This window comes from Kitasatospora sp. NPDC088779, from assembly GCF_040685395.1.
In the GTDB taxonomy this organism is placed as follows: domain Bacteria; phylum Actinomycetota; class Actinomycetes; order Streptomycetales; family Streptomycetaceae; genus Kitasatospora.
The window spans coordinates 1-26,150 of record NZ_JBFBHW010000081.1; the positions used below are offsets into that span (position 1 = coordinate 1).

A 26,150-nucleotide genomic window follows, 5' to 3' on the forward strand; every position below is an offset into this window, starting at 1 on the left:
GTCGCCCTGATCACCGACGCGATGGGCGCGGCCGGCATGGGCGACGGCCTCTACCCGCTCGGCCCGCTCCAGGTCGAGGTCAAGGACGGCGTCGCGATGCTCCCGGACGGCAGCTCCATCGCGGGCTCCACCCTGACGCTGGACGTCGCGTTCAAGCGCTCGCTCACCGTCGACGGCCTGACGCTGAACCAGACCGTCGAGTCGTTGTCCGCCACCCCGGCCCGCCTGCTGGGCCTCGCCGACTCGATCGGCTCGCTGGAGACGGGCAAGCAGGCCGACCTGGTCGTGCTCGACTCCGAGGGCTACGACCTGGTCGCCGTCATGCGCCGCGGCCGCTGGGTCCTCGGCGGCGAGCGCTTGCTGCCCCGGGCCGGCTGACCGGCGGGGTGGCGGAGCCGCGGTCCGCGGTCCGCCGGTGTCCGCAGAGCTGCTGGAATCCCGGGTCGGTGCGGAGGAACTCGGCGTACGTGCCGGTGGCGGCGGCCGTGCCGTCGGAGAGCATGACGACGGTGTCCGCCGCTGGACAGGCGCACCCCGCGTTCCCCGACCTCGGTGTCGAGGCCCGCCGTCAGGCCGTGCACCTTCCCGGTGAGGTTGACGAGGTCGAGGACCTCCCAGAGCCGGTCGTCGGTGACGTCCGGGGCGGCGTAGCAGAGGTTGTCCCGCAGGGTGCCGTGCAGGATCGGGCAGTCCTGTTCGACCCAGCCGAGGTGTGAGCGCCATTCCGTGAGGCCGAGGTCCGTGGCGGGCCGCCCGTCGATGCGGATGCTGCCGCTCCACGGCTCGTAGAAGCGGTTGATCAGGGCGAAGGCGGTCGACTTTCCGGCCCCGGACGGGCCGACCAGGGCCACCAGCGCGTGCGCGGGAACGGTGAGCGACAACCCCCGGAGGACCGGCGCGTCGGGGCTGTAGCCGAACCGCAGATCGCGGATCTCCAGCGAAGGCGCCGACGGCGGGCCCTGGTCCGGTTGCGGTCCGGAGGTGGTGCGGCCGGCCGTCGTCGCCCCGCTGCCGTCCTCGGTGGGCGCGCAACTGCCGCCAGGCGGTCACCGGGCGGCGGCGGAAGAGCGTGTGCAGATAGGCGGCGCCCCCGGTGAACAGCTCGTCCGCCCCGTGCCCGGCCAGGTGCCGGGTGGCGCCGTGCTCGACCAGGTGCCCGCCAGCTCTGCTGGCGGGCTGTTCCGCGCGAGTCGGCGGTCGCCGGTGCGCCCGTCGCCCGGTCGCTCATCCTCCGGCGTCCGCGGTGGGGCGCCGGGCACCGCTTCGGTGTCGAGGGTCGCGATCACCGCCGGGCCCGAAGTCCACGTGCTGTCGGCCGAGTCGAGTCACCGGTGGCGGCGGTGCTCACAGCTCCGTCGGGTAACCGCTCCGGGGAGGCTTGGCGTTGGCGAGCTGTCGCCGGGGCGCCCGAGGGGGGCGGGACGGGGACTCGCGTGACGGCGAACGCGGCGGAGTCCAGGCCGGGGTGGTGGTGGTCTCCGGGTCGGCGGGCGGGCTGCGCAGGGCCTGGGCTTCGATGGCTTCGGCGAGACGCCGCAGGGCGATCCGGACCTGCGTGCTCTGTCCGTCGCTGAGTGCCCCGAGGACCTGTTGCTCGATGGCCAGGCGCTTGGGCATGACGTCGTCGACGGCGGCCGCGCCCGCGTCGGTGATGAAGACCAGCGCCGCGCGCCGGTCCGCGGGATTCACCGTCCGGACGACGAGGGCGCGCCGTTCCAGCTTGGCCAGTGCCTTGCTCAGCGCGGCCGGCGACCGCCCCATCGAGGCGGCGAGGCGGCGCGCGATCGTCGGCTCGGTCGAGTGGCGGAGGTGGTAGAGCACGTCGAACTCCGATGAGCTGACGGCCGCCGCTTCGAACACCGGTTCAAGGAGGAACTCCAGCATCGCGTGGGCGTGTCGGAGGCCGCCGATGATCTCCATCGACGAAAGGTCGAGGTCAGGACGGCTCTGTACCCACAGCTGCCATACCGCCTGCGTTTCATCCATTCGTGCACATGCTCCAACTTGTTAACCGGTAACCTTTCAGTTACCGTATGACACGTGGCCCGCTTCGAGCTGGGCGACCTGGGCACGCTCATCGGAGACTTGTCCGGTTTCTTGCTCTCTGTGTAGTTGATCTGCTCATGTCATATGAGCCTGGACCGCGACATCCCGCCCGATAGCTTCTCGTCTATGACCGGAGCTGAGGAAAGTGTCACCATGGTCATCGCACATGTCCCCGTCATCCCGTTCCCTGGAACGAATCCGGGATTGGGCTACCTCCGGCAGATAGTACTGGACCGGAATAGCTCGGTGTCCAGCCATTTGCGCGCGTCGGCGTCAAGCAGATCGGACCGGCAGCTTGCCGGGCCCGCATCGCCCGGCAGCGCGCCGAGAAAGTCGAGTTGACGCCGCGGCGGGCATGAACTCGCCGTACTGCTCGAACACTTCGAACGGCCCGAAGCGGAACGCGTCGGCGTGACCGGCTCCGCACGGGCGACCCGCCGCGGTCGCCACGGGCCGCCGTCGCCCTGCGTACCGAGGCCGGTCACCGCGCCCCGGTGCGCCTTTCACGGATCCGCCGCGGGCTGATCGCCCGTGGTTCGTCACCGAATTCAGAATTTCTCCGGCGGTCGCCCGCCGACCCCGAAAAATCCGCATGGCCAGATTCCGGGAAAAGGTTTCCGCGCGCTATGACCGATCGCTTGGGATTCAGTCTCACTCAATTGCGCTACTTCGTCGTCTCCGCCGAGATCGGCAACATCTCGGAGGCGGCGGAGAAGCTGTGCGCCTCGCAGTCGACGGTCTCGTCGGCGATCATGCGGCTGGAACGTCAGCTCGGTGTTCAGCTGTTGCTCCGTCACCATGCCCGTGGGGTCTCCCTGACGCCGAGCGGTCGCCACCTGCTGCGGGAGGCGCGCGCGTTGCTGGGGCAGGCCAGGAGCCTCAAGGCGCAGGGCGACGCCCTGGCGGGCGACACGGCAGGCCAGCTCGACGTCGGGTTCTTCTTCCCGATCGCCCCGTTCCTGCTGCCGCTGGTCCACCGTTTGGCCGGGGAGCGGCACCGGGCGCTGGAGCTGAACCTCCACGAGGCGTCCGCCGACCGGTTGCTGGAGTTCCTCCGGGACGGCCGGTGCGAACTGGCGGTGACGTACGACTTCCTGGCGGGCGACGCCAGGTTCCACCCGTTGGTCGATCTGCCGGTGCACGCCCTGCTGGCGGATGACGACCCGTCGGGCCTGGCCGGCCCGCTCGCTCTGGACGAGTTGGCCGGTCGACCGCTGGTCGCCCTGAACGTCCCGAGCGTGCTCCGTCACGCCGAGCGGATGTTCTCCCGCGCGGGCGTCCGCATGCCGCGGGTGGTGAAGGCGGCGAGCATCGAGACGCTGCGCGGCCTGGTGGCCGCCGGTGCCGGGTTCGCCTTGATGTATCAACCCGCCCGAACCGCAACGACGTTGGACGGGGGCAGGGTCCGCGAGGTCGAGCTGGTCGGAGACCTGCCGCCCGCGACCCTGGGCGCGGCCGTGATGCCCGAGCTGGCCATGAGCAGCCGCGGCAGGGCGTTCCTGGACGTGCTCAGATCCGCGGTCGCGGTCGGGGCGAGCCGGGGGCAGGTCGGGGCGGGTCGGGCGCAGGTCAGTGCAGGTCAGCAGGTAGTCATGGGTTGAGGGAGCGTCGTGCTGGCAGTCATCTTCGCTGGTCAGGGAAGTCAGGAAAAGGGAATGGGGGCAGAGGTCTTCGAACGGTACCCGGGGCTGGTCCAGTACGCCTCGGACGTGCTGGGGTACGACCTGGTCTCCTTGTGCACGGAGGACCCGGACGGCCTACTGGGCCGCACGGAGTACACCCAGCCGGCGCTGTTCGTCGTCAACGCGCTGCGGACCTTCGAGCGGGTCCACCACGGGGACCGGGAGGCGGACGTCTACCTCGGGCACAGCCTGGGCGAGTACAACGCGCTGCTCGCGGCCGGGTCCTTCGCCTTCGAGACGGGGCTGCGGCTGGTCGCCAAGCGCGGCGAGCTGATGGCGGCGGCCTCCGAGGGCGGCATGACCGCCGTCATGAACACACCGCCCGGGCAACTGCTGGAGATCCTCGCGGAGGACGGCGTCGACGGCGTCGACATCGCCGGCCTCAACACCGGCTCGCAGGTGGTCATCGCGGGCACCCCGCCGGTCCTGGACGCGGCGCACGCCTGCCTGGAGCGCCGGGAGATCCGCTTCGTACGGCTCAAGGTGAGCGCGCCCTTCCACTCCCGGTACATGGAGTCGGCCAGGGTGCGGTTCGCCGAGTTCCTGACGGAGTTCGAGTTCGCCGATCCCGACACCCCCGTCATCTCCAACGTCACGGGCCGGCCGTACGAGCCGGGACAGGTGACGCGCATGCTCACGGAGCAGCTGGTCGCCCCGGTGCGCTGGACCGACAGCGTCCGCGGGCTGCTCGACGGCGACGCCGAGCTGGAATTCACCGAAATCGGGGGCCTGGCCCTCACTCACATGGTGTTCAAAATCAGGGCTGGAGTCTGACACATGGCAACCACGACGGACACGATCCGGCTGTACCTGGAAGACCGTTTCCTCTTCGAGTTCGACGACGTGATCACCCCGGACACCGACCTGTTCAAGGCGGGGGTCATCGACTCGTTCGGCTACGTCAGGATGATGAAGTTCCTGGAGTCCGAGTTCTCCGTCGAGATCTCCCCGGAGGACATCCTCGTGAACGTCTTCGTCTCGCTCACCGCGATCGACGAGTTCGTCACCAAGAAGATCTCCGCGAAGTAGAAGGACGGATCATGTGCGGGCTGGCTGGTTTCCTCTCGACCTCGCTGCACCCCGGTGCCACCGCCGAGGTCATCACCTCGATGCTGTCGAACATCCACCACCGCGGGCCGGACGAGGCGGGCTACTACCTCGACGACGGCATGGCCATGGGGGCGGTGCGGCTGGCCATCGTCGACCTCGCCGGTGGCTCGCAACCCATGTCCGACCCCTCCGGGCGCTACTGGATCTGCTTCAACGGCGAGATCTACAACCACATCGAACTCCGCGCGGAACTGGAGCGCCTCGGCCGCCCGTTCCGCACCGACCACTCCGACACCGAGGTCGTGCTCCAGGCCTGGATCCAGTGGGGGTCGGACTGCTTCACCCGGTTCAACGGCGCGTTCGCCGTCGCCATCAGGGACGCGGCGACCGGTGACCTGGTGCTGGCCCGCGACCGCTACGGCAAGCGCCCGCTGTTCTACGCCGACGCGGGCGGGGACTTCCTGTTCGCGTCCGAGATGAAGGCGTTCCGCGCCTTCCCCGGCTTCCGCTTCGAGTTCGACCCGAGGGAGCTGGCCACCACCTACGCCGCGTGGACGCCGCTGCCCGACCGCACGCCGTTCCGGGGCGTGCGCCAGCTGCCGATGGGCTCCGTGTTGACCATCAGCGCGGGCCGCCGCTCGCTGCGCCCCTACGAGGACCTCGACTTCGACGTGCCCGGCTTCGACGGCACCGAGGCCGAGGCGATCGACATGCTCCGGCAGACCCTGCGCACCAGCGTGGAGCTGCGGCTGCGCTCCGACGTCGAGGTCGGCGTCTACCTGAGCGGCGGCCTGGACTCCTCGATCGTGACGAGGCTGGCCACCCAGCTCTCCCCGTACGAGGTCCGCACCTTCTCGGTGGCGTTCCAGGACAAGTCCTTCGACGAGTCCGACAGCCAGCGCCTGGTCGCCGAGCACCTGGGCACCCTGCACACCGCCGTCCCGATCACCAGCGAGGACATCACCGACCACTTCCCGGCCGCCGTGTACCACGCGGAGGTTCCGACCTTCCGCACCTCGTTCGTGCCGATGTTCCTGCTGTCCCGGCACGTCCGCGACGCCGGGATCAAGACCATCCTCAGCGGCGAGGGCGCCGACGAGGCCTTCCTCGGCTACTCGCTGTTCCGCGAGACCCTGCTGCGCGCGCGGTGGAACGAGCTGACCGACGGCGAGCGCCGCACCCGGCTGGCCGGCCTGCACCCGGAGCTGGAGCACTTCGGCTCCGCCCACCAGGCCCACCTGCTCGGCCTGTACCAGCAGTTCTCGGTGGAACGGCTGCCGGGCCTGTTCTCCCACGAGATGCGGTACCAGAACGGGAGGTTCGCGGCCCGGCTGCTCGCCGACCGGATCGACCCGTTCGCCGACCTGCTCGACCTCGTCGCCGGGACTCCCGGCTACGCGGACATGACCGCGATGCACAAGGCGCAGTGGCTGGAGTACAAGACGCTGCTGCCCGGATTCCTGCTGTCCACGCAGGGGGAGCGGGCCGCGCTGGCGCACAGCGTGGAGAACCGCTGCCCGTTCCTCGACCCCGCGGTGGTGCGCGCGGCCGCGTCGGTGAACCTGCGCTACGACGACGGCCAGGTCGAGAAGGCCATCCTGAAGAAGGCGTTCCGCGCCGAGCTCCCGGAGTGGACCACCAGCCGCCCCAAGCAGCCCTACCGCGCGCCGGGCAGCGCCGCCTTCAAGGAAAGCCGCCCGGACTACCTGGAACTGCTGCTGTCCGACCACGAGTTGGCCGGGATCGGCTGCCTGGACGCGAAGTTCGCCCGGCGCCTGGTCGACAAGGTCATGACCTCGCCGGTGGAGGAGGTCAGCACCAAGGAGGACCAGACCTTCCTCTACCTGCTGACGACCGCCGTGCTCCACCAGCAGTTCGTGCGGGGCGGCGGTACGGCGCCGGCCGGCGCGTCGAGCGCCGCGCTGAACCTGCGGGTGACCGTGGACAACCGCCGTGCCGTGCAGCGAGTGGGGGAGAGCCGATGAGTACCGACGACATCGCGATCATCGGGCTGGCCCTGCGGTTCCCCGGCTCCGACACCCTCGTCGAGCTGTTCGACCACCTCGCGGCCGGACGCTCGCTGATCACCGAGGTGCCCGCCGAACGCTGGTCCAAGGAACGCTACTTCGGCGATCCGCGCGGCGGCGAGGAGAAGACGTACAGCGTCTGGGCCGGGTTCGTCGAGGACGCCGACCGCTTCGACGCCGCCTTCTTCAACATCTCCCCGCGCGAGGCGGAGACGATGGACCCGCAGCAGCGGTTCGCGCTGGAGCTGGCCTGGAAGGCCATCGAGGACGCGGGCTACCGGGCGGGCGAACTCGCGGGCAGCCGCACGGGCGTCTTCATGGGCCTGTGCCACGGCGACTACGCCGAGCTGATCGAACGCGACGACGTGCCGACCGACGCCTACTTCCCGACCGGCACGGCCTACTCGATCGTCGCCAACCGGCTGTCCTACTACTTCGACTTCCACGGCCCCAGCATCGCCAACGACACCGCCTGCTCCAGCTCCCTGGTCTCGCTCTACGAGGCCGTCGCCGCCCTGCACAACGGCGACTGCGACCTGGCGCTGGCCGGCGGCGTGAACCTGTGCTGGTCGCCGAAGCTGTTCGTGGCGTTCAGCAAGGCGAGCATGCTCTCGCCCACCGGCCGCTCGCACGCCTTCGACCAGGACGCGGACGGCTTCGTCCGGGGCGAGGGCGGCGCCGTCCTGCTGCTCAAGCCGCTGGCCAGGGCGCTGGCGGACGGCGACCCCGTGCACGCGGTGATCAAGGGCGTCGGCACCAACCACGGCGGCAAGACCAACTCGCTGACCGTCACCAACCCGGCCGCCCAGGCCGCGCTGATCGAGGACGTCTACACCCGCGCCGGTGTGACGCCCGAGACGGTGAGTTACATCGAGGCCCACGGGCCCGGCACGCCGGTCGGCGACCCGATCGAGATCGTCGGCCTCAAACGCGCCTTCCAGAGCCTGCACGACGCCCACGGGACGTCACCGCGGCCGGACAGCACCGGCATCGGCTCCATCAAGACCAACATCGGCCACCTGGAATCGGCCGCGGGCGTGGCCGGCGTGGTCAAGGTGATCGGCGCGATGGCCGCCGGGACCCTCCCGGCGACGGTCAACTTCCGGACCAGGAACCAGCTGATCGACCTGGACGGCAGCCCGTTCTACATCGTCGGCGACACCCGGCCGTGGCCGGGCGGCGACGGAGTGCCGCGCCGGGCCGGCGTCAGCTCGTTCGGGTTCGGCGGGACCAACGCCCACGTGCTGCTGGAGGAGCACGTCGGCGGGCCGGCCGACCGCACCACCGAGCCCGCGGGGCCGTACGTCGTCCCGCTGTCGGCGAAGAACCTGGAGCGGCTGCGGGTGCTCGCGGGTGGCCTGCGGGACCACCTGCTGGCACCGGAGACCGCGCTGCGGCCGCGCCAGGCGCTGGCCGACATCGCCCACACGCTCCAGGTCGGCCGCGAAGCGATGCGGGTCAGGGCCGTGTTCCTGGTCTCGGACCGGGAGCAGCTCGCGGCCGCGCTGGAGTCCGTCGCGGACGGCGAGGTGCGCAACCCCGCCGGGGCCGGGGCCGAACTGGTCGCGGCGGCGCAGGACTGGGCGAACGGGGGCGGCGCCGACTGGCCCGGGCATCCCGGGGCGCGTCGCGTCCGGCTGCCGACCTACCCGTTCGCCCGGGACCGGCACTGGTACGTCACGCCGCCCGTCGAGGCGCCGGGCGCCGCGCTGCTGCACCCGCTCGTCCACCGCAACACCTCCGACCTGGCGCAGCAGCGCTACACCTCCACGTTCACCGGTGCCGAGCCCTTCCTGGCCTCGCACCTGGTCCGCGGCCGGCGGGTGCTGCCCGCGGTCGCGTACCTGGAGATGGCGCGCGCCGCCGTGGAGCGCGCGGCGGCCCGGGAGGGGGCCGTCCGGCTGCGCGACCTCGCGTGGCTGCGGCCGATCGTCGTCGGCGAACCGGTCGACGTCGACCTCGCGCTGACGCCGCGCGAGGACGCGATCGCGTTCGAGTTCCGGCAGGGTGAGACGGTCCACAGCACCGGCACCGCCGAACTGGTCACCCTGCCGGACCCGTCACCGCTGGACCTGGACGCCCTGCGCGCCGCCTGCCGCACCACCCGCGGCACCGACGAGGTCTACGCCGCCTTCCGCGCCCAGGGCCTGGAGTACGGCCCGGCCATGCGCGCGCTGCGCGGGCTCCGGCTGGGCCGCGACGAGGCGATCGCCCGCATCCGGACCACCGGCGCCGACGGCTGCGTGCTGCCGCCGAGCGTCCTGGACGCCGCCTTCCAGACCTCCGTGGTCCTGACGGGCGCCGCCGCCGGCCCGACGCTGCCCTTCACCCTCGACGAGCTCCAGGTGTACCGGCCCTGCCCGGCCGAGACCTGGGCCTGGGTGCGACGCAGCGCCGGCTCCGGGTCGCTCACCACCTTCGACATCGACCTGTGCGACGGCGACGGCGTGATCAGCGCCAGCCTGCGGGGGCTCGCCCAGCGCACCACCGACGCGGGCCCGCGCGTCGTCACGGCGACCACCCGGTGGACCGACCGGCCGCTGGACGCGGACGGCGGCGCCACCCGCACCGCGCACCTCCTGACCCTGCCGGAGATCACCCGGGCGAGCCCGGCCGACGGCGTCGACGCCGCGACCGAGCAGGTGTTCGCCGAGGTCCAGCAGGTGCTCGCGTCCTCTCCCCGGACCGGGCACCGCTTCGTGGCCCTGGTCGACGCCCGGGTACCGACCCACTTCCACGCACCGCTGGCGGGCCTGTTCCGCACCGTCGCCCTGGAGAACCCGCTCGTCTCGGGCCGGGTCGTCCGGGTCGCCGGCCTGGACGCGGCCTCCGCCGAGCAGCTCGCGCGGATCGTGCGGGAGGAGTGCGCCGACGACTCCGCCGACACCGAGGTCCGCTACACCGCCGACGGCACCCGGCAGGTGCTGGAGCCCGTCGAGACGCGACTGGACGCCGGACCGCAGGTGCCCGCGCTGCGGGCCGGTGGGGTCTACTGGGTCACCGGCGGCCTGGGAGGCATCGGCCGCCACCTCGCCCGCTACCTGGGCCGCGCGGGGGCGACGGTCGTCCTGAGCGGACGCTCCCCGGCGGGCTCGGTGGACGCCCTGCGCGCGGAAGGGGTCGACGCGCACTACCTGCCGGTCGACGTCGCCGACGCCGCAGGCGTGCGCGCCGCGGTCGACACGATCGTGCGCGAGCACGGGTCGCTCGACGGCGTCGTGCACGCGGCCGGCCTGCTGCGCGACCAGTACCTGCTGCGCAAGGACCTGGCCGACGTCCGCCTGGTGACGGCGCCGAAGGTCCGCGGCACGCTCAACCTCGACGCCGCGACCCGCCACCTCGACCTGGAGTTCTTCGCGCTCTTCTCCTCGGTCGCCGGCGTCTACGGCAGCCCGGGGCAGTCCGACTACTCGGCGGCCAACGCCTTCCTCGACGCCTTCGCCCGGCACCGCCGGACGCTGGTCGACGCGGGCGAGCGCAGCGGCCGGACCGCCGCGATCAGCTGGCCGCTGTGGGCCGACGGCGGCATGACGCTGGACGAGGTCACCCGCGACTCCCTGCGCCGCGAGCGCGGCTGGGAGGACCTGCCCACCGAGGACGGGCTGCGCGCCTTCGGCCGGGCCCTGCTCGCCGACGCCCCCGCGCACCTCGTCGTCGCCTACGGCGCCAAGGCCACCCTGGCCGCACAACGCCGGGCGGCCCCGGCCCCCGTGGCCCCGGCCACCGCCTCGTCCGCTGTTCCGTCAGGCGGCACGGGCGAGGGCGACCTGCTGCGGCGCACCGAGGAACTGCTCAGGGGGGTCGTCGCCGAGGTCCTGCGGCACGACCCGGAGCACATCGAGTCGGCCACCAACCTCATCGAGTACGGCATCGACTCGCTGAGCATCCTCGGGGTGACCGCCCAACTGGAGAAGGTGTTCGGGCCGCTGTCCAAGACGATCTTCTTCGAGTACCTGAACATCGCCGAGGTGGCCGCGCACTTCGTGGAGACCAGGCGGGCGCAGCTGGAGGCGGTGCTGGGGGCGACCGGTCAGGCCGGAACCCCGGAAAGCCCGGAAACCGCGGAGACCCCGGAAGCCTCGGCAGCCCCGGTCGTTCAGACCGAGGCCCCCGCGGTCCAGCCCGAGGCCCCGGCCGCCCGGTTCGAGGCCCCGGCCGCGTCCGCCGTCACCGTGGTCCGCGAACCCGCGCGCGACGACCGGCACGACATCGCGATCATCGGAGTGTCCGGGCGCTACCCCGGCGCCGACACGATGGACGAGCTGTGGGAGCTGCTGGAGAACGGCCGGCACACCTTCGAGGAGGTCCCCGCAGACCGCTGGGGCCACGAGGCCATCCACGACAGCGACCGGTCCGTCCGCGGCAAGAGCGTGATCCGGACCGGGACCTTCCTGCGCGACCTCGACAAGTTCGACCCCCGCTACTTCCGCATCTCCAAGCGCGAGGCCGAGCAGATGTCCCCGGAGGTGCGGCTGTTCCTCCAGTCGGGCGTGGAGGCGCTGGAGGACGCCGGCTACTCGCGGCAGACCATCCACCGCCGCTACCAGGGCGACGTCGGCGTGCTCGTCGGGACCATGAGCAACCACTACAACCTGTACGGCTTCCAGAACAGCCTGACCAGGGGCGCGCCGCAGAGCGGCAGCTACACCGGGACGCTGCCCAACATGCTGTCCTACTTCTACGGCCTGACCGGGCCGTCGATCTTCCTGGACACCATGTGCTCCGCCTCGTCGACGTGCGTGCACCAGGCCGTGCAGATGCTGCGGGCCGGCGAGTGCCGGATGGTCGTCGCGGGCGGCGTCAACCTGATGCTGCACCCGTACAACCTGATCACCTCCTCGGAGGAGCACTTCACCACCGGCACCTCCGACGTGATCCGCAGCTTCGGCCACGGCGTGGACGGCACCATCCTCGGCGAGGGCGTCGGCGCGGTCGTGCTCAAGCCGCTGGTCGACGCCGAGCGCGACGGCGACCACGTGTACGCCGTGATCAAGGGCACCGCCCTGTCCAACGCCGGGACGCGCAACGGCTTCACCGTGCCGAACCCGGGCATGCAGGCGCACGCGATCCAGAAGGCGATCGAGGACGCCGGCGTCGACCCGAGGACGATCGGCTACGTCGAGGGGCACGGCTCGGGCACCGCGCTGGGCGACCCCATCGAGGTCCGCGCCCTGACGTCGGCGTTCCGCAAGTACACCGAGGACCGCCAGTTCTGCGCCCTCGGGTCCGTCAAGGCCAACATGGGGCACCTGCTCGCGGCGGCCGGCATGATCGGCCTGGCGAAGGTGCTGCTCCAACTGAGGCACGGCAAGCTGGCGCCGTCCCTGCACAGCACGGAGCTCAACCCGGACATCGACTTCGCCGACACCCCGTTCCAGGTGCAGCAGAAGCTCGCCGACTGGCAGCCGATGGTCACCGAGGTGGACGGCCGCCAGGTCACCCACCCCCGGCGGGCCGGCATCACCTCGATCGGCGCCGGCGGCATGAACTCGCACATCATCCTTGAGGAGTACCCCGAACGGCCGGTGCGCCAAGAGCCCTTCGGTGAGCAGCTGTTCGTGTTCTCGGCGATGAACGAGGCCGCGCTCGGGCGCTACCTGGCCGTCTTCCGCGACCACCTCGCCGGGGCGCGGGAGGCCGACCTCCCCGACATCGCGTACACCCTGCGGGTCGGAAAGAACGAACTGCCGCACCGCTGGGCGTTCGTGGCGGGGGACCGGCGGTCCGCGCTGGCGGCCGTCGACGGCTACCTGGCCGGGCGGCGGGAGCTGCCCGCGCACGAACTCGCCGCCACCTGGGCCGGCGGCAAGAGCGTCGACTGGGACCAACTGCCGACGGCACGCCGGGTGTCGCTGCCCGCCTACCCGTTCGAGAAGGTGCGCTGCTGGATCGAGCAGACCGACGGCGCACCGTCCGTGCTGGCCCCGCTGGCGCTGCGCGAGCGGCTGCACCCCTTCCTGGGGCGCAACGAATCCGACGTCCGGGGCCTGCGCTACGCCCTGGACGTCCACCTCACGGACCTGCTCGACTACGGCTACCGGCTGGCCAAGGCGCCGACCATCGTGCCCACCTTCGTGGTGGACCTCGCGCTGGCCGCCGCGAAGGTCAGCGGGTTCGCCGCCGAGGCGTCGGTCCACGACCTGCGCGTGCTGCGGCCGGTCGACTGGTCCACGACCACGCGGCTCGTCACGGAGTTCGCCGACGGCCACGGCACCGTCCGGACCGGGGACGGGGCGGCGGCGGTCGAGTTCACCGTGCGGGGGGCGGCCACGGCGCCGTCCGGCCGGGTCGAGCCGGCCGGACTGCGGGAGGTCCTCACCCGGGAGCAGTTCCTGGCCGAACTGGCCGAGGGCGGGCTGGACTACAAGCCGGCCTCGTGCGCGGTCGAGGGCGTGTTCCGCGCGCCGGACGGCCGGACGGTGCTGACCATCGGCAGTCCCGCGTTCCAGCAGGACCACGTCCGGCGCAACGTCACCGTCGAGCCGTTCGTGCTCGCGGCGATCGCCCAGGGCGTGCAGTGGGAGGCCAAGCGCGCCGGGGCGCCGGACTGGACCCTGGTCGCGCTCAACCAGGTCGGGGAGATCCGGGTGCGGGCCGGTTCGCCGGTCACGCACGTGGTCCTCGGCGACGACCGGATCCTGCTGCTCGGGGGCACGGGCGAGGTCGTCGGGGAGCTGGCCGGGGTGCGGCGCGGTACCGGAGGGGTGGCGCCGGGCGATCGTCCGGCGCCGCAGGCCCGCCCGGTGCGAGAGCGGGAGCCGGTCGTACCGGCTGAGCAGGATGTACCAGTGGTGTCGGCGGTGTCGGGTGTCGTGGACGTCCTGCGCTCCATCGCCGCCGAGATCCTCAAGTTCGAGCCGGAGGAGCTCGACCCGGGTACCGGACTGGACGCGTTCGGCTTCGACTCCATCTCGCTGGTGACCTTCGCGAAGGAGATCCACGAGCGGTTCGGGGTCGTGGTCAGCCCGGCGGTGTTCTTCGACGTCAGCACCCTGGAGGCGCTGGGCGCCCACCTGGTCGACGAGCACGGTGCCACGGCGAAGGCCGAGGTGAAGGCCGAGGTGAAGGCTGAGGCCGGGGTCAAGATCAAGGTCGAACCCCAGTCCCAGCCCCAACCCCAGTCCCAGCCCCAGCCGGAGTCGGAGCCGGTTCGCACCGGGCCCGACCCGCGCCGGCCGGTCGCCGTCATCGGCGCGGCCGGGCGCTTCCCGGGCGCCCGCGACCTGGACGAGTACTGGGCGAACCTGCTGGCGGGCAAGGACTCCGTCACCGCGTTCCCGCTGCACCGCTACGACGAGGAGCAGCGCAAAGCCATCGAGGCCCAGGACTTCCCCCAACGGATCGGAGCCCTGGACGACATCGACGCCTTCGACGCCAGCTTCTTCCGCATCCTGCCGCGCGAGGCCGAACTGATGGACCCGCAGCACCGCCTCGTCCTGGAGACGGTCTGGCAGGCGCTGGAGGACAGCGCGTACCGACCCGCCGACCTGCCGACCAACACGGGCGTGTTCATCGGCGTCACCGGCAACGACTACGCGACGCTGCTCGCCACGCTCGGCGTGCGACCGGACGCCTTCACCTCGACCGGCACCACGCACTCGATCCTGGCCAACCGCATCTCCTACCTGCTCGACGTGCGCGGCCCGAGCGAGCCGATCGACACGGCCTGCTCCAGCTCGCTGGTGGCGGTGCACCGCGCGATCGAGGCGATCCGCTCCGGCACCTGCGACCTGGCCGTCGCGGGCGGGGTCAACGTGCTGCTCAGCACGGACACCTTCGTCAGCGCGCACCGCGCGGGCATGCTCAGCCCGGACGGCCTCTGCAAGACCTTCGACGCGGGCGCGAACGGCTACGTCCGGGGCGAGGGCGTCGGGGTGGTGGTGCTCAAGTCGCTGGCGGCGGCGGAGCGCGACGGTGACGCGATCCTCGGGGTGATCCGGGGCAGCGCGTACAACCACGGCGGCCGGGCCAACTCGCTGACCGCGCCGAACGCCGACGCCCAGGCCGAGCTGGTGACGGCCGCCGTCGGCGACCTCGACCCGGACACCATCGGCTACATCGAGACCCACGGCACCGGCACGGCCCTCGGCGATCCGGTGGAGGTCCGGGCGCTGCGCACCGCGTTCCGCCGGCTGGGCCGCAGCGACGACGGGGCGTGCGGCCTCGGCTCGGTCAAGACCAACATCGGCCACCTGGAGTCGGCCGCGGGCATCGCCGGGCTGCTGAAGGTGCTGCTCGCGCTCAAGCACGGCGTGCTGCCCGCGACTCAGCACCTCCAGGAGGTCAACCCGTACATCGAACTGGCCGGCGGCCCGTTCCACATCGTGCGGGACAACGAGGCCTGGCCGCGCCCCCGCAGCGGTGCCGGCGGCCCCGCGCCGCGGCGTGCCGGGGTGAGCAGCTTCGGGTTCGGCGGCGTCAACGCCCATGTGGTCGTCGAGGAGTACGTACGCGGCGACCGGGACGGGGAGGGCGACGGCGGGCCGGTCGCGGTGCCGCTGTCGGCCCGCACCGCCCGGCAGCTGACCGACCGGGCCCGGGGCCTGCTCGCCTACCTGGAGTCCCCGGAGTCGGAGCAGGTGTCGCTGCAATCCATCGCGTGGAGCCTCCAGGTCGGCCGCGAGGAGATGGCGGAACGGGTCGGCTGGGTCGTCTCGTCCCGTTCCGAACTCGTCGACGGGCTGCGGGCGTTCGTCGCCACCGGCGAGCGCGGAGCCGAGCCGGAGCCGATCGGGCGGTGGGTCGGCGGGGGCGCCGTCGACTGGCGTTCGCTGCTCGGCGACGGCACGCCCCGGCGCGCGCACCTGCCCGGATACCCGTTCGCCCGGGACCGCTTCTGGGCCCCCGGCACCCGGCAGGAGAGCGGCACGACCCTGCTGACCGCCCGCTGGACGCCGACGCCCGCCGCCGCGACCGGCCGGTACGACCGGCGCGTCGTCGTGCTGTGCGGGGTCGACGGGGAGGTACCCGAGGCGATCCGCCTCGACACGGTCAAGCAGCGGCCGGAGAGCCGGTTCCGCGACCTGTCGTGGCAACTGCTGGAAACCGTCCGCGGCCTCGACGCCCGGGACGGCACCACGCTCGTCCAGGTCGTCACGGCGGACCTCGCTCTCGCGGGCCTGCTGCGGACCGTCACCAAGGAGAACCCGCGGATCGTCGGCCAGGTCATCGGCATCGACGGTGTCCACGGCACCGACCTGGCCGCCGCCGTCGCGGAGAACGCCCGTGCCGCCGACGACCTGGTGCTCTACCGCGACGGTGTCCGGCACACGCGCAGCTGGGCCCCGGCCGAACTCCCGGGCCCGGGTGCGGGAACGGCCTCCGGCAAGCCCTGGCGGGACGGCGGCGTCTACCTGATCACCGGCGGGGCCGGCGGGATCGGCGCCTCGACGGCCCGGCGCATCGCCGCCGACGTCCGGCGGCCGACCGTCGTACTGGCCGGCCGCTCGCCGCAGGACGGCCGGATCGGCCGCCTGCTCGCCGAGCTGCGGCAGGCCGGCGCGGACGCGAGGTACGTGCGCGCCGACGTCTCCCGCTGGGAGGAGGTGCGGCACCTGATCGCCGAGGCGGGCGCCGTCACCGGCATCGTGCACGCCGCCGGCGTGGTGCGGGACTCGCTGCTCGCGGACAAGACCGCCGAGCAGTGGGACGAGGTCCTCGCGACCAAGGTGGACGCCCTCGTGCACCTCGACCGGGCCACCGGGCACTGCCCGCTGGAGTTCGTGCTGACCTTCTCCTCGGGCGCCGCTGTCACCGGCAACCCGGGGCAGTCCGACTACGCGACCGCCAACGCCTTCCTCGACGAGTTCGCCGCCGCGCGCAACGCGCGGGTCGCCGAGGGGCTGCGCCGCGGGCGCACCCTGTCCATCGCCTGGCCGCTGTGGGAGGACGGCGGCATGCAGGTCGGCGAGCGGACCCGGGCCTACCTGTGGGAGGACCGGGGGCTGGCGCCGATGCCCACGGAAGCCGGGCTCACGGCGCTGGTCGACGCCTGGAACGCGGGGGCGGACCAGGTGTGGGTGCACCACGGCGACCCGACGCGGGTGCCGACCGGGACACCGGCCCCGGCCGCCGCGCCGACAACTCCCGCGCCGACGGCTCCCGTTCCGGAGGCTCCCGTCCGTGGCGCCGACCCGAACGTCCTCGGCCACCTCCTCGCCCTGTTCGCCGAGGTCAGCGGGCTCGCCCCGGGCGCGGTCGACCCCGACCGCCCGCTGGTCGACATCGGCCTGGACTCGGTGATGGTCATCCAGCTCAACCGGGAGCTGGTGCGGACCTACCCCGAGGTCTCCTCGACGATCTTCTACGAGCACCCGACCCTGCGGGCCGTGGCCGGTCAACTCGCCGGCCTCCGGCGGGAACCGGCGCGCCGGCAGGCGGCCACGGCCGACCAGCCGGTGGCGGGCGACCAGCCGGCGGCGACTGCCGAACAGCGGGCCACCAGCGCTCGGCCGACCGCCGTCCCCGACCGGCCGGCGCCCGGCGCCGACGAGCCGATCGCGGTGATCGGGCTGAGCGGCCGCTACCCGGGCGCCGCCGACCTGGACGAGTTCTGGGAGAACCTCACGGCGGGCCGCGACTGCGTCCGCGAGGTGGACCGCTGGCCGCTGGACGGCTTCTTCGAGCCCGACCGCAACACGGCGGTGGCCACCGGCCGCAGCTACAGCAAGTGGGGCGGCTTCCTGGACGACTTCGCCGCGTTCGATCCCCGGTTCTTCGGCATCGCCCCGCGCGACGCCTACGCCATGGACCCGCAGGAGCGGCTGTTCGTGCAGGCGGCGTGGGAGGTGCTGGAGGACGCCGGGTACACGAGGGCGCGCCTCGCCGAGCGCCACGGCCACGGGGTCGGGGTGTTCGCGGGCGTCACCAAGGTCGGCCACGCCCGGCACGAGGTGGGCCGGCTGCCCTCGGGCGAACTCGTGGTGCCCGGCCTGTCGTTCGCCTCGCTGAGCGCCCGCGCCTCCTACCTGCTCGACCTGCGCGGGCCGAGCCTGACGATCGACACCATGTGCTCGGCTTCGCTGACCGCGATCCACGAGGCGTGCGAACAACTCCGGCGCGGCGCCTGCGAGGTGGCGATCGCCGGTGGCGTGAACCTCTACGCGCACCCGCTGGACTACGTCGAGCTGTGCCGCTCCGGGATGCTCTCGCCCGACCAGCACTGCCGCAGCTTCGGCACCGGCGGCCACGGGTTCGTGCCCGGTGAGGGCGTCGGGTGCGTGCTGCTCAAGCCGCTGTCCCGCGCGGTGGCCGACGGGGACCGCGTGCTCGCGGTGATCCGGGGCTCCAGCGTCAACCACGGCGGCCGTTCCACCGGCTACACCGTGCCGAGCCCGGTCGCCCAGGCCGATGTCGTCCGGCGGGCACTGGACCAGGCCGGGGTCTCCGCCCGGCAGGTCGGCTACGTCGAGGCGCACGGCACCGGCACCGAACTGGGCGACCCGATCGAGATCACGGGCCTGACCAAGGCCTTCGAACGGGACACCGCGGAGCGGCAGTTCTGCGCGATCGGCTCGGTGAAGTCCGGCATCGGCCACCTGGAGGCCGCGGCCGGGGTGGCCGGCCTGACGAAGGTCCTGCTCCAGCTCAAGCACCGGCAACTCGTCCCGAGCCTGCACGCCGAACAGCTCAACCCGAACATCAGCTTCGAACGGACCCCGTTCCGGGTCCAGCGCGAACTGAGCCCGTGGCACTCCGACGGCCCGCGGATCGCGGCGGTGTCCTCCTTCGGTGCCGGCGGCTCGAACGCACACGTGATCGTCGAGGAGTATTCCGTGCAGCCCACCGACGGCGCGAGCAACGGCGCCGAACAAGCCCGACAACCCCAACAGGCCGAACAGGCCGAACACGTCGTCGTCCTCTCCGCGAGGACTCCCGACCAGCTCACCGCGTCCGTCGACCGGCTGGCCGGATTCCTCGACCGCAACCCGGACACCGCCCTCGCCGACCTGGCCTTCACGCTCCAGGTCGGGCGGGAGGCGATGGCCGAGCGGTACGCGGTCGCCGTCTCGTCGACGGCGGAGCTGAGGGCCGCCCTGAGGGGCGGCCGGGGGCACCGGGGCACCGCCGGGGAATCCGGCGGACTGCTCGCCGAGATCGCCGGTGACGGCGACCTCCAGGAACTGCTGGTCCGGCAGTGGATCGCGGCCGGCAAGCTGTCCAAGCTGGCAGCGCTGTGGGCGGCCGGCGCCGAGGTGGACTGGGAGCGCCTGCGCCAGGGCGCGCCACGCCGGGTGGTGTCGCTGCCGACGTACCCGTTCGCCAAGGAGCGGTTCTGGATCGGCGACCTGACCCGGCAGACGCCGGCACCCGCGCTCGCGGTCGCACCCGAGTCCGTGCCGACGCCCGCGCAGATCGCGGCACCGATCGCGGCGCCGATCGTCCAACCCGCCGTCGCGCACAGGGGACTGGACGAGATCGTGCCTGCCGTGGTGCGGGAGAAGATCGCCCGCGCGCTGGCCATGGAGGTCGAGGAGGTCGAGGGCGGGCTGGCGTTCGCCGACTACGGCCTGGACTCGATCCTGGCGATCCGCGTGGTGGACCAGCTCAACGGCGCGCTGACGCTGGACCTGCCGACGAGCGTGGTCTTCGACTTCAGCACGGCCGACCGGCTGGCCGAGCACCTGCTCGCCGAGTACCGGGGCGTCATCGTCCACACGGAGGGCGCGACGGAGCCGGCCGACGAACGGGAGAGTGCCCCGCCACCGGTCGTGCGGCCCGCACGGCCCGTGGCGGCCGGGCAGCCGGACAGCGGCACCGGGAGCGCGGAGCGCGGACCGATCGCGGTGATCGGCATGAGCGGCCGGTTCGCCGGCGCCGACTCGCTGGACGAACTCTGGACGCACCTGGCCGACGGCGACGACCTGGTCACCGAGGCGACCCGGTTCGACCTCGACGGCCTGAGCACCTGCACCCGGGGCGGCTTCCTCGACCGCATCGACGAGTTCGACGCGATGTTCTTCAACATCTCCGGCACCGAGGCCGCGGTGATGGACCCGCAGCAGCGGCTGCTGCTCGAAGAGTCCTGGAAGGCCCTGGAGGACGCCGGCTACGCGGGCCGGATGGGCCGGGCGCGCTGCGGCGTCTACGTCGGGGCGTGGGCCGGCGACTACCAGGGGCTGCTGGATCCGGAGGCGCCGGCGCAGACCCTGTGGGGCAACATGACCTCGGTCATCCCGAGCCGGGTGTCGTACTTCCTCGACCTCAAGGGCCAGGCGATCGCCGTCGACACGTCGTGCTCCAGCTCGCTGGTGGCGATCGACCTGGCCTGCAAGGACCTGTGGTCCGGCGAGACCTCGATGGCGCTGGCGGGCGGGGTGTTCCTCCAGTCCACGCCGCGGCTGTACCGGCTCGCGGGCCGCGCCGGGATGCTGTCGCCGACCGGCCGCTGCCACACCTTCGACCACCGCGCCGACGGCTTCGTGCCCGGCGAGGGCGTCGGGGTCGTGGTGCTCAAGCGGCTCGCGGACGCGCTGGCCGACGGCGACCACATCCACGGCGTGATCAAGGCCAGCGGCGTCAACCAGGACGGCGCCACCAACGGGATCACCGCGCCGAGTTCGGTGTCCCAGGAGAGCCTGCTCGGCGAGGTGTACGAGCGGTTCGGCGTCGACGTGGAGCGGATCGGACTCGTCGAGGCGCACGGCACCGGCACCAAGCTCGGCGACCCGATCGAGTTCCAGGCGCTGAACCGGGCGTTCCGCGCCCGCACCGACCGGACGGAGTACTGCGCGGTCGGCTCGCTGAAGACCAACATCGGCCACACCCAGTTCGCGGCGGGCATCGCGGGCGTGCTGAAGGTGCTGCTGGCGATCAAGCACCGGAAGATCCCCGCCTCGCTGCACTTCGAGACCGCCAACGAGGCGATCCCGTTGGTGGGAAGCCCGTTCTACCTGAGCACCCGCACCCACGACTGGGAGAGCCCCGTCGGGGTGCCGCGGTGCGGGGTGGTGAGCTCCTTCGGCGCCAGCGGCACCAATGCGCACCTGGTGATCGAGGAGGCCCCGGCCGTCGCCGACGCCGTCGCGCGGACCGCCGTCGCGCCGCGGACGGACCACGTGGTGGTCCTCTCGGCGCGGACGGAGGAACAACTCCTCGAACAGCGGCGCCGATTGGCGCTCCACGTCCGCGCCCACGCGTCGATCGACCTCGGCGACCTCGCTTACACCCTGGCCGTCGGCCGGGAACGCTTCGCCCACCGCTTCGCCTGCGTGGTCCGCGACCGCGACGAGCTGGTCCAGGTGCTGGACGGCACGGTCCCGGCCCGGCTGCCCGACGACGACCTGGCGCCCGCCGAGGGCCGACGGATCCCGCTGCCGACCTACCCGTTCGCCCGCGACCGCCACTGGGCTCCGACCGCCGGCAGCAGCAACGGCGGCAGCAGCGAAGGCGGCACCGGCGTCACGCTGACCCGCACGGACGGCCTGCTGCGCGACCACGTGGTGCAGGGCCGTCACCTCCTTCCCGCGGTCGCCTACCTCGAACTCGCCCGCAAGGCGCTGGGCGCCACCCGGGTGCGGATGCGCAACGTCACGTGGGTGCAGCCGCTGGAGGTCTCGGACACCCCGGTCGACGTCCGGGTCGAGGTCCGCGCGAGCGAGCAGGGCGGGCACCGGTTCGAGATCGGCACCGGCTCCACCGTGTGCTGCGAGGGCGCCATCGCGTCGTCCGACGCCCCGCGCCCGGCACCGGTCGACCTCGCCGCGCTGCGCGCGGACTGCCGGGAGACCGTGTCCGGCGAGCGGATCCACGAGGCCCTGGTGGCGATGGGCATCGACCACGGCCCGAGCCTGCGGGCGATCCGGCAGGCGCACGTCGGCTCCGGTCTCGTCCTCGCCGAACTGGCCCTGCCCGGCTCGGCGGAGCCCGGACCGCTGGCGCCCGCGATGCTGGACTCGGCGATCCAGGCGGCCGTCGCGCCCCACCTCACCGGCATGCGGGACACCGCCGTGCCGTTCGCCCTGGACCGGCTCGACCTGTACGCCCCGTGCCAGTCGGCGATGTGGGCCGTGGTGCGAGGCGGCGCGGCCGGGCCGCTCGACAAGCTCGACATCGACCTGGTCGACGCCGACGGCGCGGTCTGCGTGCGGCTGACCGGCTACACCTCGCGCCGCACCGTCCGGAGCGAGCCCGCGCTGTACGCGCCCGTCTGGGACCCGACCACCGCCACCGACGCGCCCGTACCCGCTCGCACCGACCGGGTCCTGGTCGTCGGCGGACCGACACCGCTCGACGGCGCCCTGACCTGGCCGCTGCCGCCGTCCGCCTCCGTCGAGGAGGTGACCGCCGCACTGCGCGACCTCGGACCGGTCGACCACCTGGTCTGGACGGCGCCCGAGCCCAAGCTCGACCCCGTCGACGCCGCCGGGTACACGGCCGCGCAGAACGACGGCGTCGTCGCCGCGTTCCGCCTGATCAAGGCGCTGATCGAAGCCGGGTACGACGCCCGGCCGCTGGGGATCACGCTGGTCACCACCCGCGCGCTCGCCACCCACGCCGACGACCCCGTCCAGCCGGCGCACGCCGGGCTGCACGGCCTGTTCGGCTCCCTGGGGCGCGAGTACGAGCAGTGGACCGTCCGGCGCGTCGACCTCGACGGCCCCGACTGGCCCGCCGACCTCACCGCCCTGCCCGCCCGCTCGTCCGAGGACGCCTGGGTCCGACGGGCCGGCCAGTGGCTGGCCCGGCACTGGGCGCCGTGCGAGACGCCCGCGCGACCGGTCTACCGCGAGGGCGGCGTCTACGTGGTGATCGGCGGCGCCGGCGGTCTGGGCACCGCCTGGACCCAGCACGTGGTGCGGCAGTACGGCGCGCACGTCACCTGGATCGGCCGCAGCGCACCCGACGCGGCCATCGAGGAACGGCTCCGGTCCGTCCAGGGACGCGGCACCGTCCGCTACCTCAGCGCCGACGCCGGGGACCCGGCCGCGCTGCGCCGGGCCGTCGGCGAGGTCAGGGAGCGCCACCCGCGGATCGACGGGGTCGTGCAGGCTGCGCTCGTCCTGCGGGACAGCACCTTCGCCCGGATGGACGAGGCCACCCTGCGCGCGGGGCTGGCGGCCAAGGTCGACGTCACGACGGCGATGGCCGAGGTCTTCGACGGCGAGCAACTGGACTTCGCCGTGCTGCTGTCGTCGATGCAGTCCTTCACGACGGCGGCCGGCCAGGGCAACTACGCGGCCGGCTGCACCTTCAGCGACGCCTACGCGCACGCGCTCGGACAGCACTGGGACACCCCCGTCAGGGTCATGAACTGGGGGTGGTGGGGCAACCTCGGGAGCGTCACCTCCGAGTTCTACCGGGAGCGGCTGAGCCGGGTCGGCCTGGTGTCGATCGAGCCGCGCGAGGGGCTCGCCGCCCTGGACGCCCTGCTCGGCGGGGAACAGCGGCAGCTGGCCTTCGTGAAGACCAACCAGCACAACACCCTGGCGAACTTCGACCGCGCCACCCAGGTCACCGTGCACGGCCGGACGCCCTCCCGGGTGCGCGGCGAGCTGTTGCTCGCGCCGGAGAGCGTGGACGGCCTGATGGACGAGGTCGTGCGGTGGCGCCGGACCGAGCGGGACCCGTGGCTGGCGAAGGTCCTGGCGGCCCAGCTGGCGACCGTCGACCACACCGCGATCCTGCCGGTGTACGCCGACTGGCTGGAGCACGCCCGGCGGGCCACCGTCCCGGCCGGGCCGACGGAGGCCGTGTCCACGGCGGGCGTGCTCGCGGAGGCCGTCCTCGCGCAGTGGGACCGGCAGTGCGAGTCCTGGTCGGCCGACGCCGACCGCAAGGCCGAACTGCGGCTGGCCTCCGCCATGCTCCGGGCGCTGCCGGACATCGTGACCGGCCGGACCAGGCCCACCGACATCATGTTCCCGCGCGGTTCGGTGGAGCTGGTGGAGGGCTGCTACCGCAACAACCACGTCGCGGACGTGTTCAACCGCGCCATGGCCGGCGCCGCCGTCGCCGTCGTGTCGGAGCGGCTGCGCCGTGAACCGGGGACGCGGCTGCGGATCCTGGAGATCGGCGCCGGCACCGGCGGCACCAGCGCCGGGATGTTCGCCGCGCTCAAGCCGTACCAGGAGAGCATCGAGACGTACGTCTACACGGACCTCTCCAAGGCCTTCCTCAACCACGCCCGCGCCACCTACGGGCCGGGCGTGCCCTACCTGGACTGCCGACTGCTCAACATCGAACGGCCGCTGGCCGGGCAGGACGTCGGCGAGGGCGGGTTCGACCTGGTGATCGCGGCCAACGTGCTGCACGCGACCAAGGACACCCGCAACACCCTGCGCAACGCCAAGGCCGCGATGCGGGCCGGCGGGTGGCTGCTGCTGAACGAACTGTCGGCCTTCGACCTGTTCAGCCACGTCACCTTCGGGCTGCTGGAAGGCTGGTGGCTGTTCGACGACCGGTCGCTGCGGATCCCGGGCTCGCCGGCGCTGTCGCCGGAGAACTGGCGGGACGTGCTGGCGGGGGAGGGCTTCGGGACGGTGGTGTTCCCGCTGTCGCAGGCGCTGCCGCTGGGACAGCAGGTCATCGCGGCGGAGAGCGACGGGGTGGCCCGGCAGGCGGTCGGGACCAGGCCGAAGGGCGTCACCCGGCCGGTGCCTGCTGCGGCGCCTGTCGCGGCGCCTGTTGCCGTGCCTGCTGCGGTGCCTGCCGTGGTGCCGACGCCCCGGCCGGAGCCCGCGCCCGCCCCGCCGGCCGCGAGCCACGCGCCCGCCCCCGCTCCCTCCGCCGCACCGGCGTCGCGCTCCGACCTGTCCGCGCTCATCCTCGACAAGGCCGCGGCCGTGCTCGGCATCCCGGCCGAGCGGATCGACACCGCGGCCCCGCTCACCCACTACGGCCTGGACTCGATCCTGGTCCTCCAGCTCACCAACGCCCTGCGCGAGGAGTTCGGTGACGACGTCTCCGCGACCCTGCTCTTCGACGTCGAGACCGTCGACGGCCTGTGCGCCCACTTCGCCGGTGCAGGGGCCGCCGCGACGGCCACGGCGGATGCCCAGGCCGGCCCGGCGGGCGAGCGGTGGAACCTCTCGTGCGGCCAGCTGACCATGTACCGCGACCAGCAGCGCTCGCCGGAGTCGACCGCCTACAACCTCCCGCTCCTCTTCGAGATCCACGGCGAGCTGGACGAAGCCGCCCTGGAGCGGGCGGTCCGCGCCCAGAGCGGCATCCATCCGGTGCTGAGCGCCGTCTTCGGCGAGCGGGACGGCGTGCCGTTCATGGACATCGACCCGGGCCGGGCGCCGTCCTTCGAACGGGTCGACCTCACGGCCACCAAGCGCGCCGCCCAACTGGCCGGGCTGCGGGACTTGGTGAACCTCCCGTTCGACCTGGCGACGGGCCCGCTGGTCCGCGCGCACCTGGTCTCCCTCGCCGGGCGGCGGCGCCTGCTGCTGATCACCGCGCACCACATCCTGCTGGACGGCACGTCCACGGCGGTCCTGATCCGCACGCTCAAGGAGGCCTACCAGGGCCGGGGGAGCGTGAGCCGCGCCGACTACGGCGACTTCGTCGCCTGGGAGGAGGCGCTGCTCGCCGGCCCGCGCGCGCGGCAGCACCGGGACTACTGGCTGCGGGAGCTGGCAGGTCATCGACCGGCGCTCGCGCTGCCCTACGACCGGCCGTACGACCCCAAGCGGATGCCCCGGGTGGACGTGGCGACGGTCAAGCTGCCGCCGCCGCTGGCCGCCGCCCTGGCCGACGCGGCGCGCGAGCACCGGGTCAGCGTCGCCACCGTGCTGTTCGCGACGTACGTGCGGTTCCTGCACCGGCTGACCGGGCAGGACGACCTGGTCCTCGGCATGACGGCGGTCGCCCGCTACGAGGAGCGGTTCCAGGACGTCGTCGGCCAGTTCGCGAACTGCCTGCCGATCCGCTGCACGGCCGTCGGCGGCTTCCCCGAGCTGCTGAAGTCCCTGCAGCGCAAGGTGGTCGGCGGCATCGAGCACGGCGGCTACCCGCTGCTGGAGATCGCCCGGGCCGTGGGCGCGGACGACGAACCGCTGGTCCTGACCAACTTCCTGTTCCAGAACTTCGACGGCGCCGACCTGCTGACCAACGCGGCCCCGGCCGCGCCCGGGGAGTTGGACCTGCGGCTGTTCGACGACCTGCCCTACGCCGGGGAGTACGTCCTCGCTGCCGAGTCCTACCGGGACGGCGAGGGGTTCAAGGTCTTCCTCAAGTACGACGCGAACGTCTTCGACGAGGCCACCGCGCGGCGCATGACGGAGGAGTGGTACGCGGTCATCCGCAGGGAGCTGGGCCTGCGGTAGGCCGTTCCGCGGACCGCCCCCGAAACCCGGAAGCCGGGCCGCGACCGCGGGAGCGGGCCGCCGTACGGGCGCCC

General features: G+C 72.9%; 8 protein-coding genes. 6 read left to right on the forward strand and 2 right to left on the reverse strand.

Annotated features, from left to right (window positions below):
• Positions 1-378: amidohydrolase family protein (locus AB0P03_RS39040; protein ID WP_363633442.1), on the forward strand; the 378-nt coding region annotated here is incomplete at its 5' end.
• On the opposite strand, the gene AB0P03_RS39045 is transcribed toward AB0P03_RS39040, so the two are convergent.
• Both AB0P03_RS39045 and AB0P03_RS39050 read right to left on the reverse strand, forming a co-directional pair.
• Positions 303-881 carry an ABC transporter ATP-binding protein gene (locus AB0P03_RS39045; protein ID WP_363633444.1) on the reverse strand — a complete coding sequence of 193 codons (579 nt, stop codon included), beginning with the start codon at positions 879-881 and terminating at the stop codon, positions 303-305. The genes AB0P03_RS39040 and AB0P03_RS39045 overlap by 76 nt on opposite strands.
• A 463-nt stretch (positions 882-1,344) precedes the next feature.
• Positions 1,345-1,986 (reverse strand): MarR family winged helix-turn-helix transcriptional regulator, encoded by a 642-nt coding sequence (locus AB0P03_RS39050; protein WP_363588726.1) that lies wholly within the window; start codon positions 1,984-1,986, stop codon positions 1,345-1,347.
• Between the two features lie 698 nt (positions 1,987-2,684).
• Here AB0P03_RS39050 and AB0P03_RS39055 point away from each other — a divergent pair.
• The 5 genes from AB0P03_RS39055 to AB0P03_RS39075 are packed head-to-tail and all read left to right on the forward strand — an operon-like array spanning position 2,685 to position 26,076.
• Positions 2,685-3,647 (forward strand): LysR substrate-binding domain-containing protein, encoded by a 963-nt coding sequence (locus AB0P03_RS39055; protein ID WP_363633446.1) that lies wholly within the window; start codon positions 2,685-2,687, stop codon positions 3,645-3,647.
• Between the two features lie 9 nt (positions 3,648-3,656).
• A complete protein-coding gene (locus tag AB0P03_RS39060; protein WP_363633447.1) occupies positions 3,657-4,502 on the forward strand; it encodes an acyltransferase domain-containing protein in 846 nt (281 codons plus the stop codon).
• Between the two features lie 3 nt (positions 4,503-4,505).
• Complete coding sequence (locus tag AB0P03_RS39065) at positions 4,506-4,757, forward strand: phosphopantetheine-binding protein (protein WP_350884062.1); 252 nt, start codon at positions 4,506-4,508, stop codon at positions 4,755-4,757.
• Positions 4,758-4,768: 11 nt separating this feature from the next.
• Complete coding sequence (gene asnB, locus AB0P03_RS39070; protein WP_363588720.1) at positions 4,769-6,763, forward strand: asparagine synthase (glutamine-hydrolyzing); 1,995 nt, start codon at positions 4,769-4,771, stop codon at positions 6,761-6,763.
• Positions 6,760-26,076, forward strand: a complete 19,317-nt coding sequence (locus AB0P03_RS39075) for an SDR family NAD(P)-dependent oxidoreductase (RefSeq protein ID WP_363633449.1) — start codon at positions 6,760-6,762, stop codon at positions 26,074-26,076. The genes asnB and AB0P03_RS39075 overlap by 4 nt, the downstream gene beginning before the upstream one ends.
• Positions 26,077-26,150 lie beyond the last annotated feature (74 nt).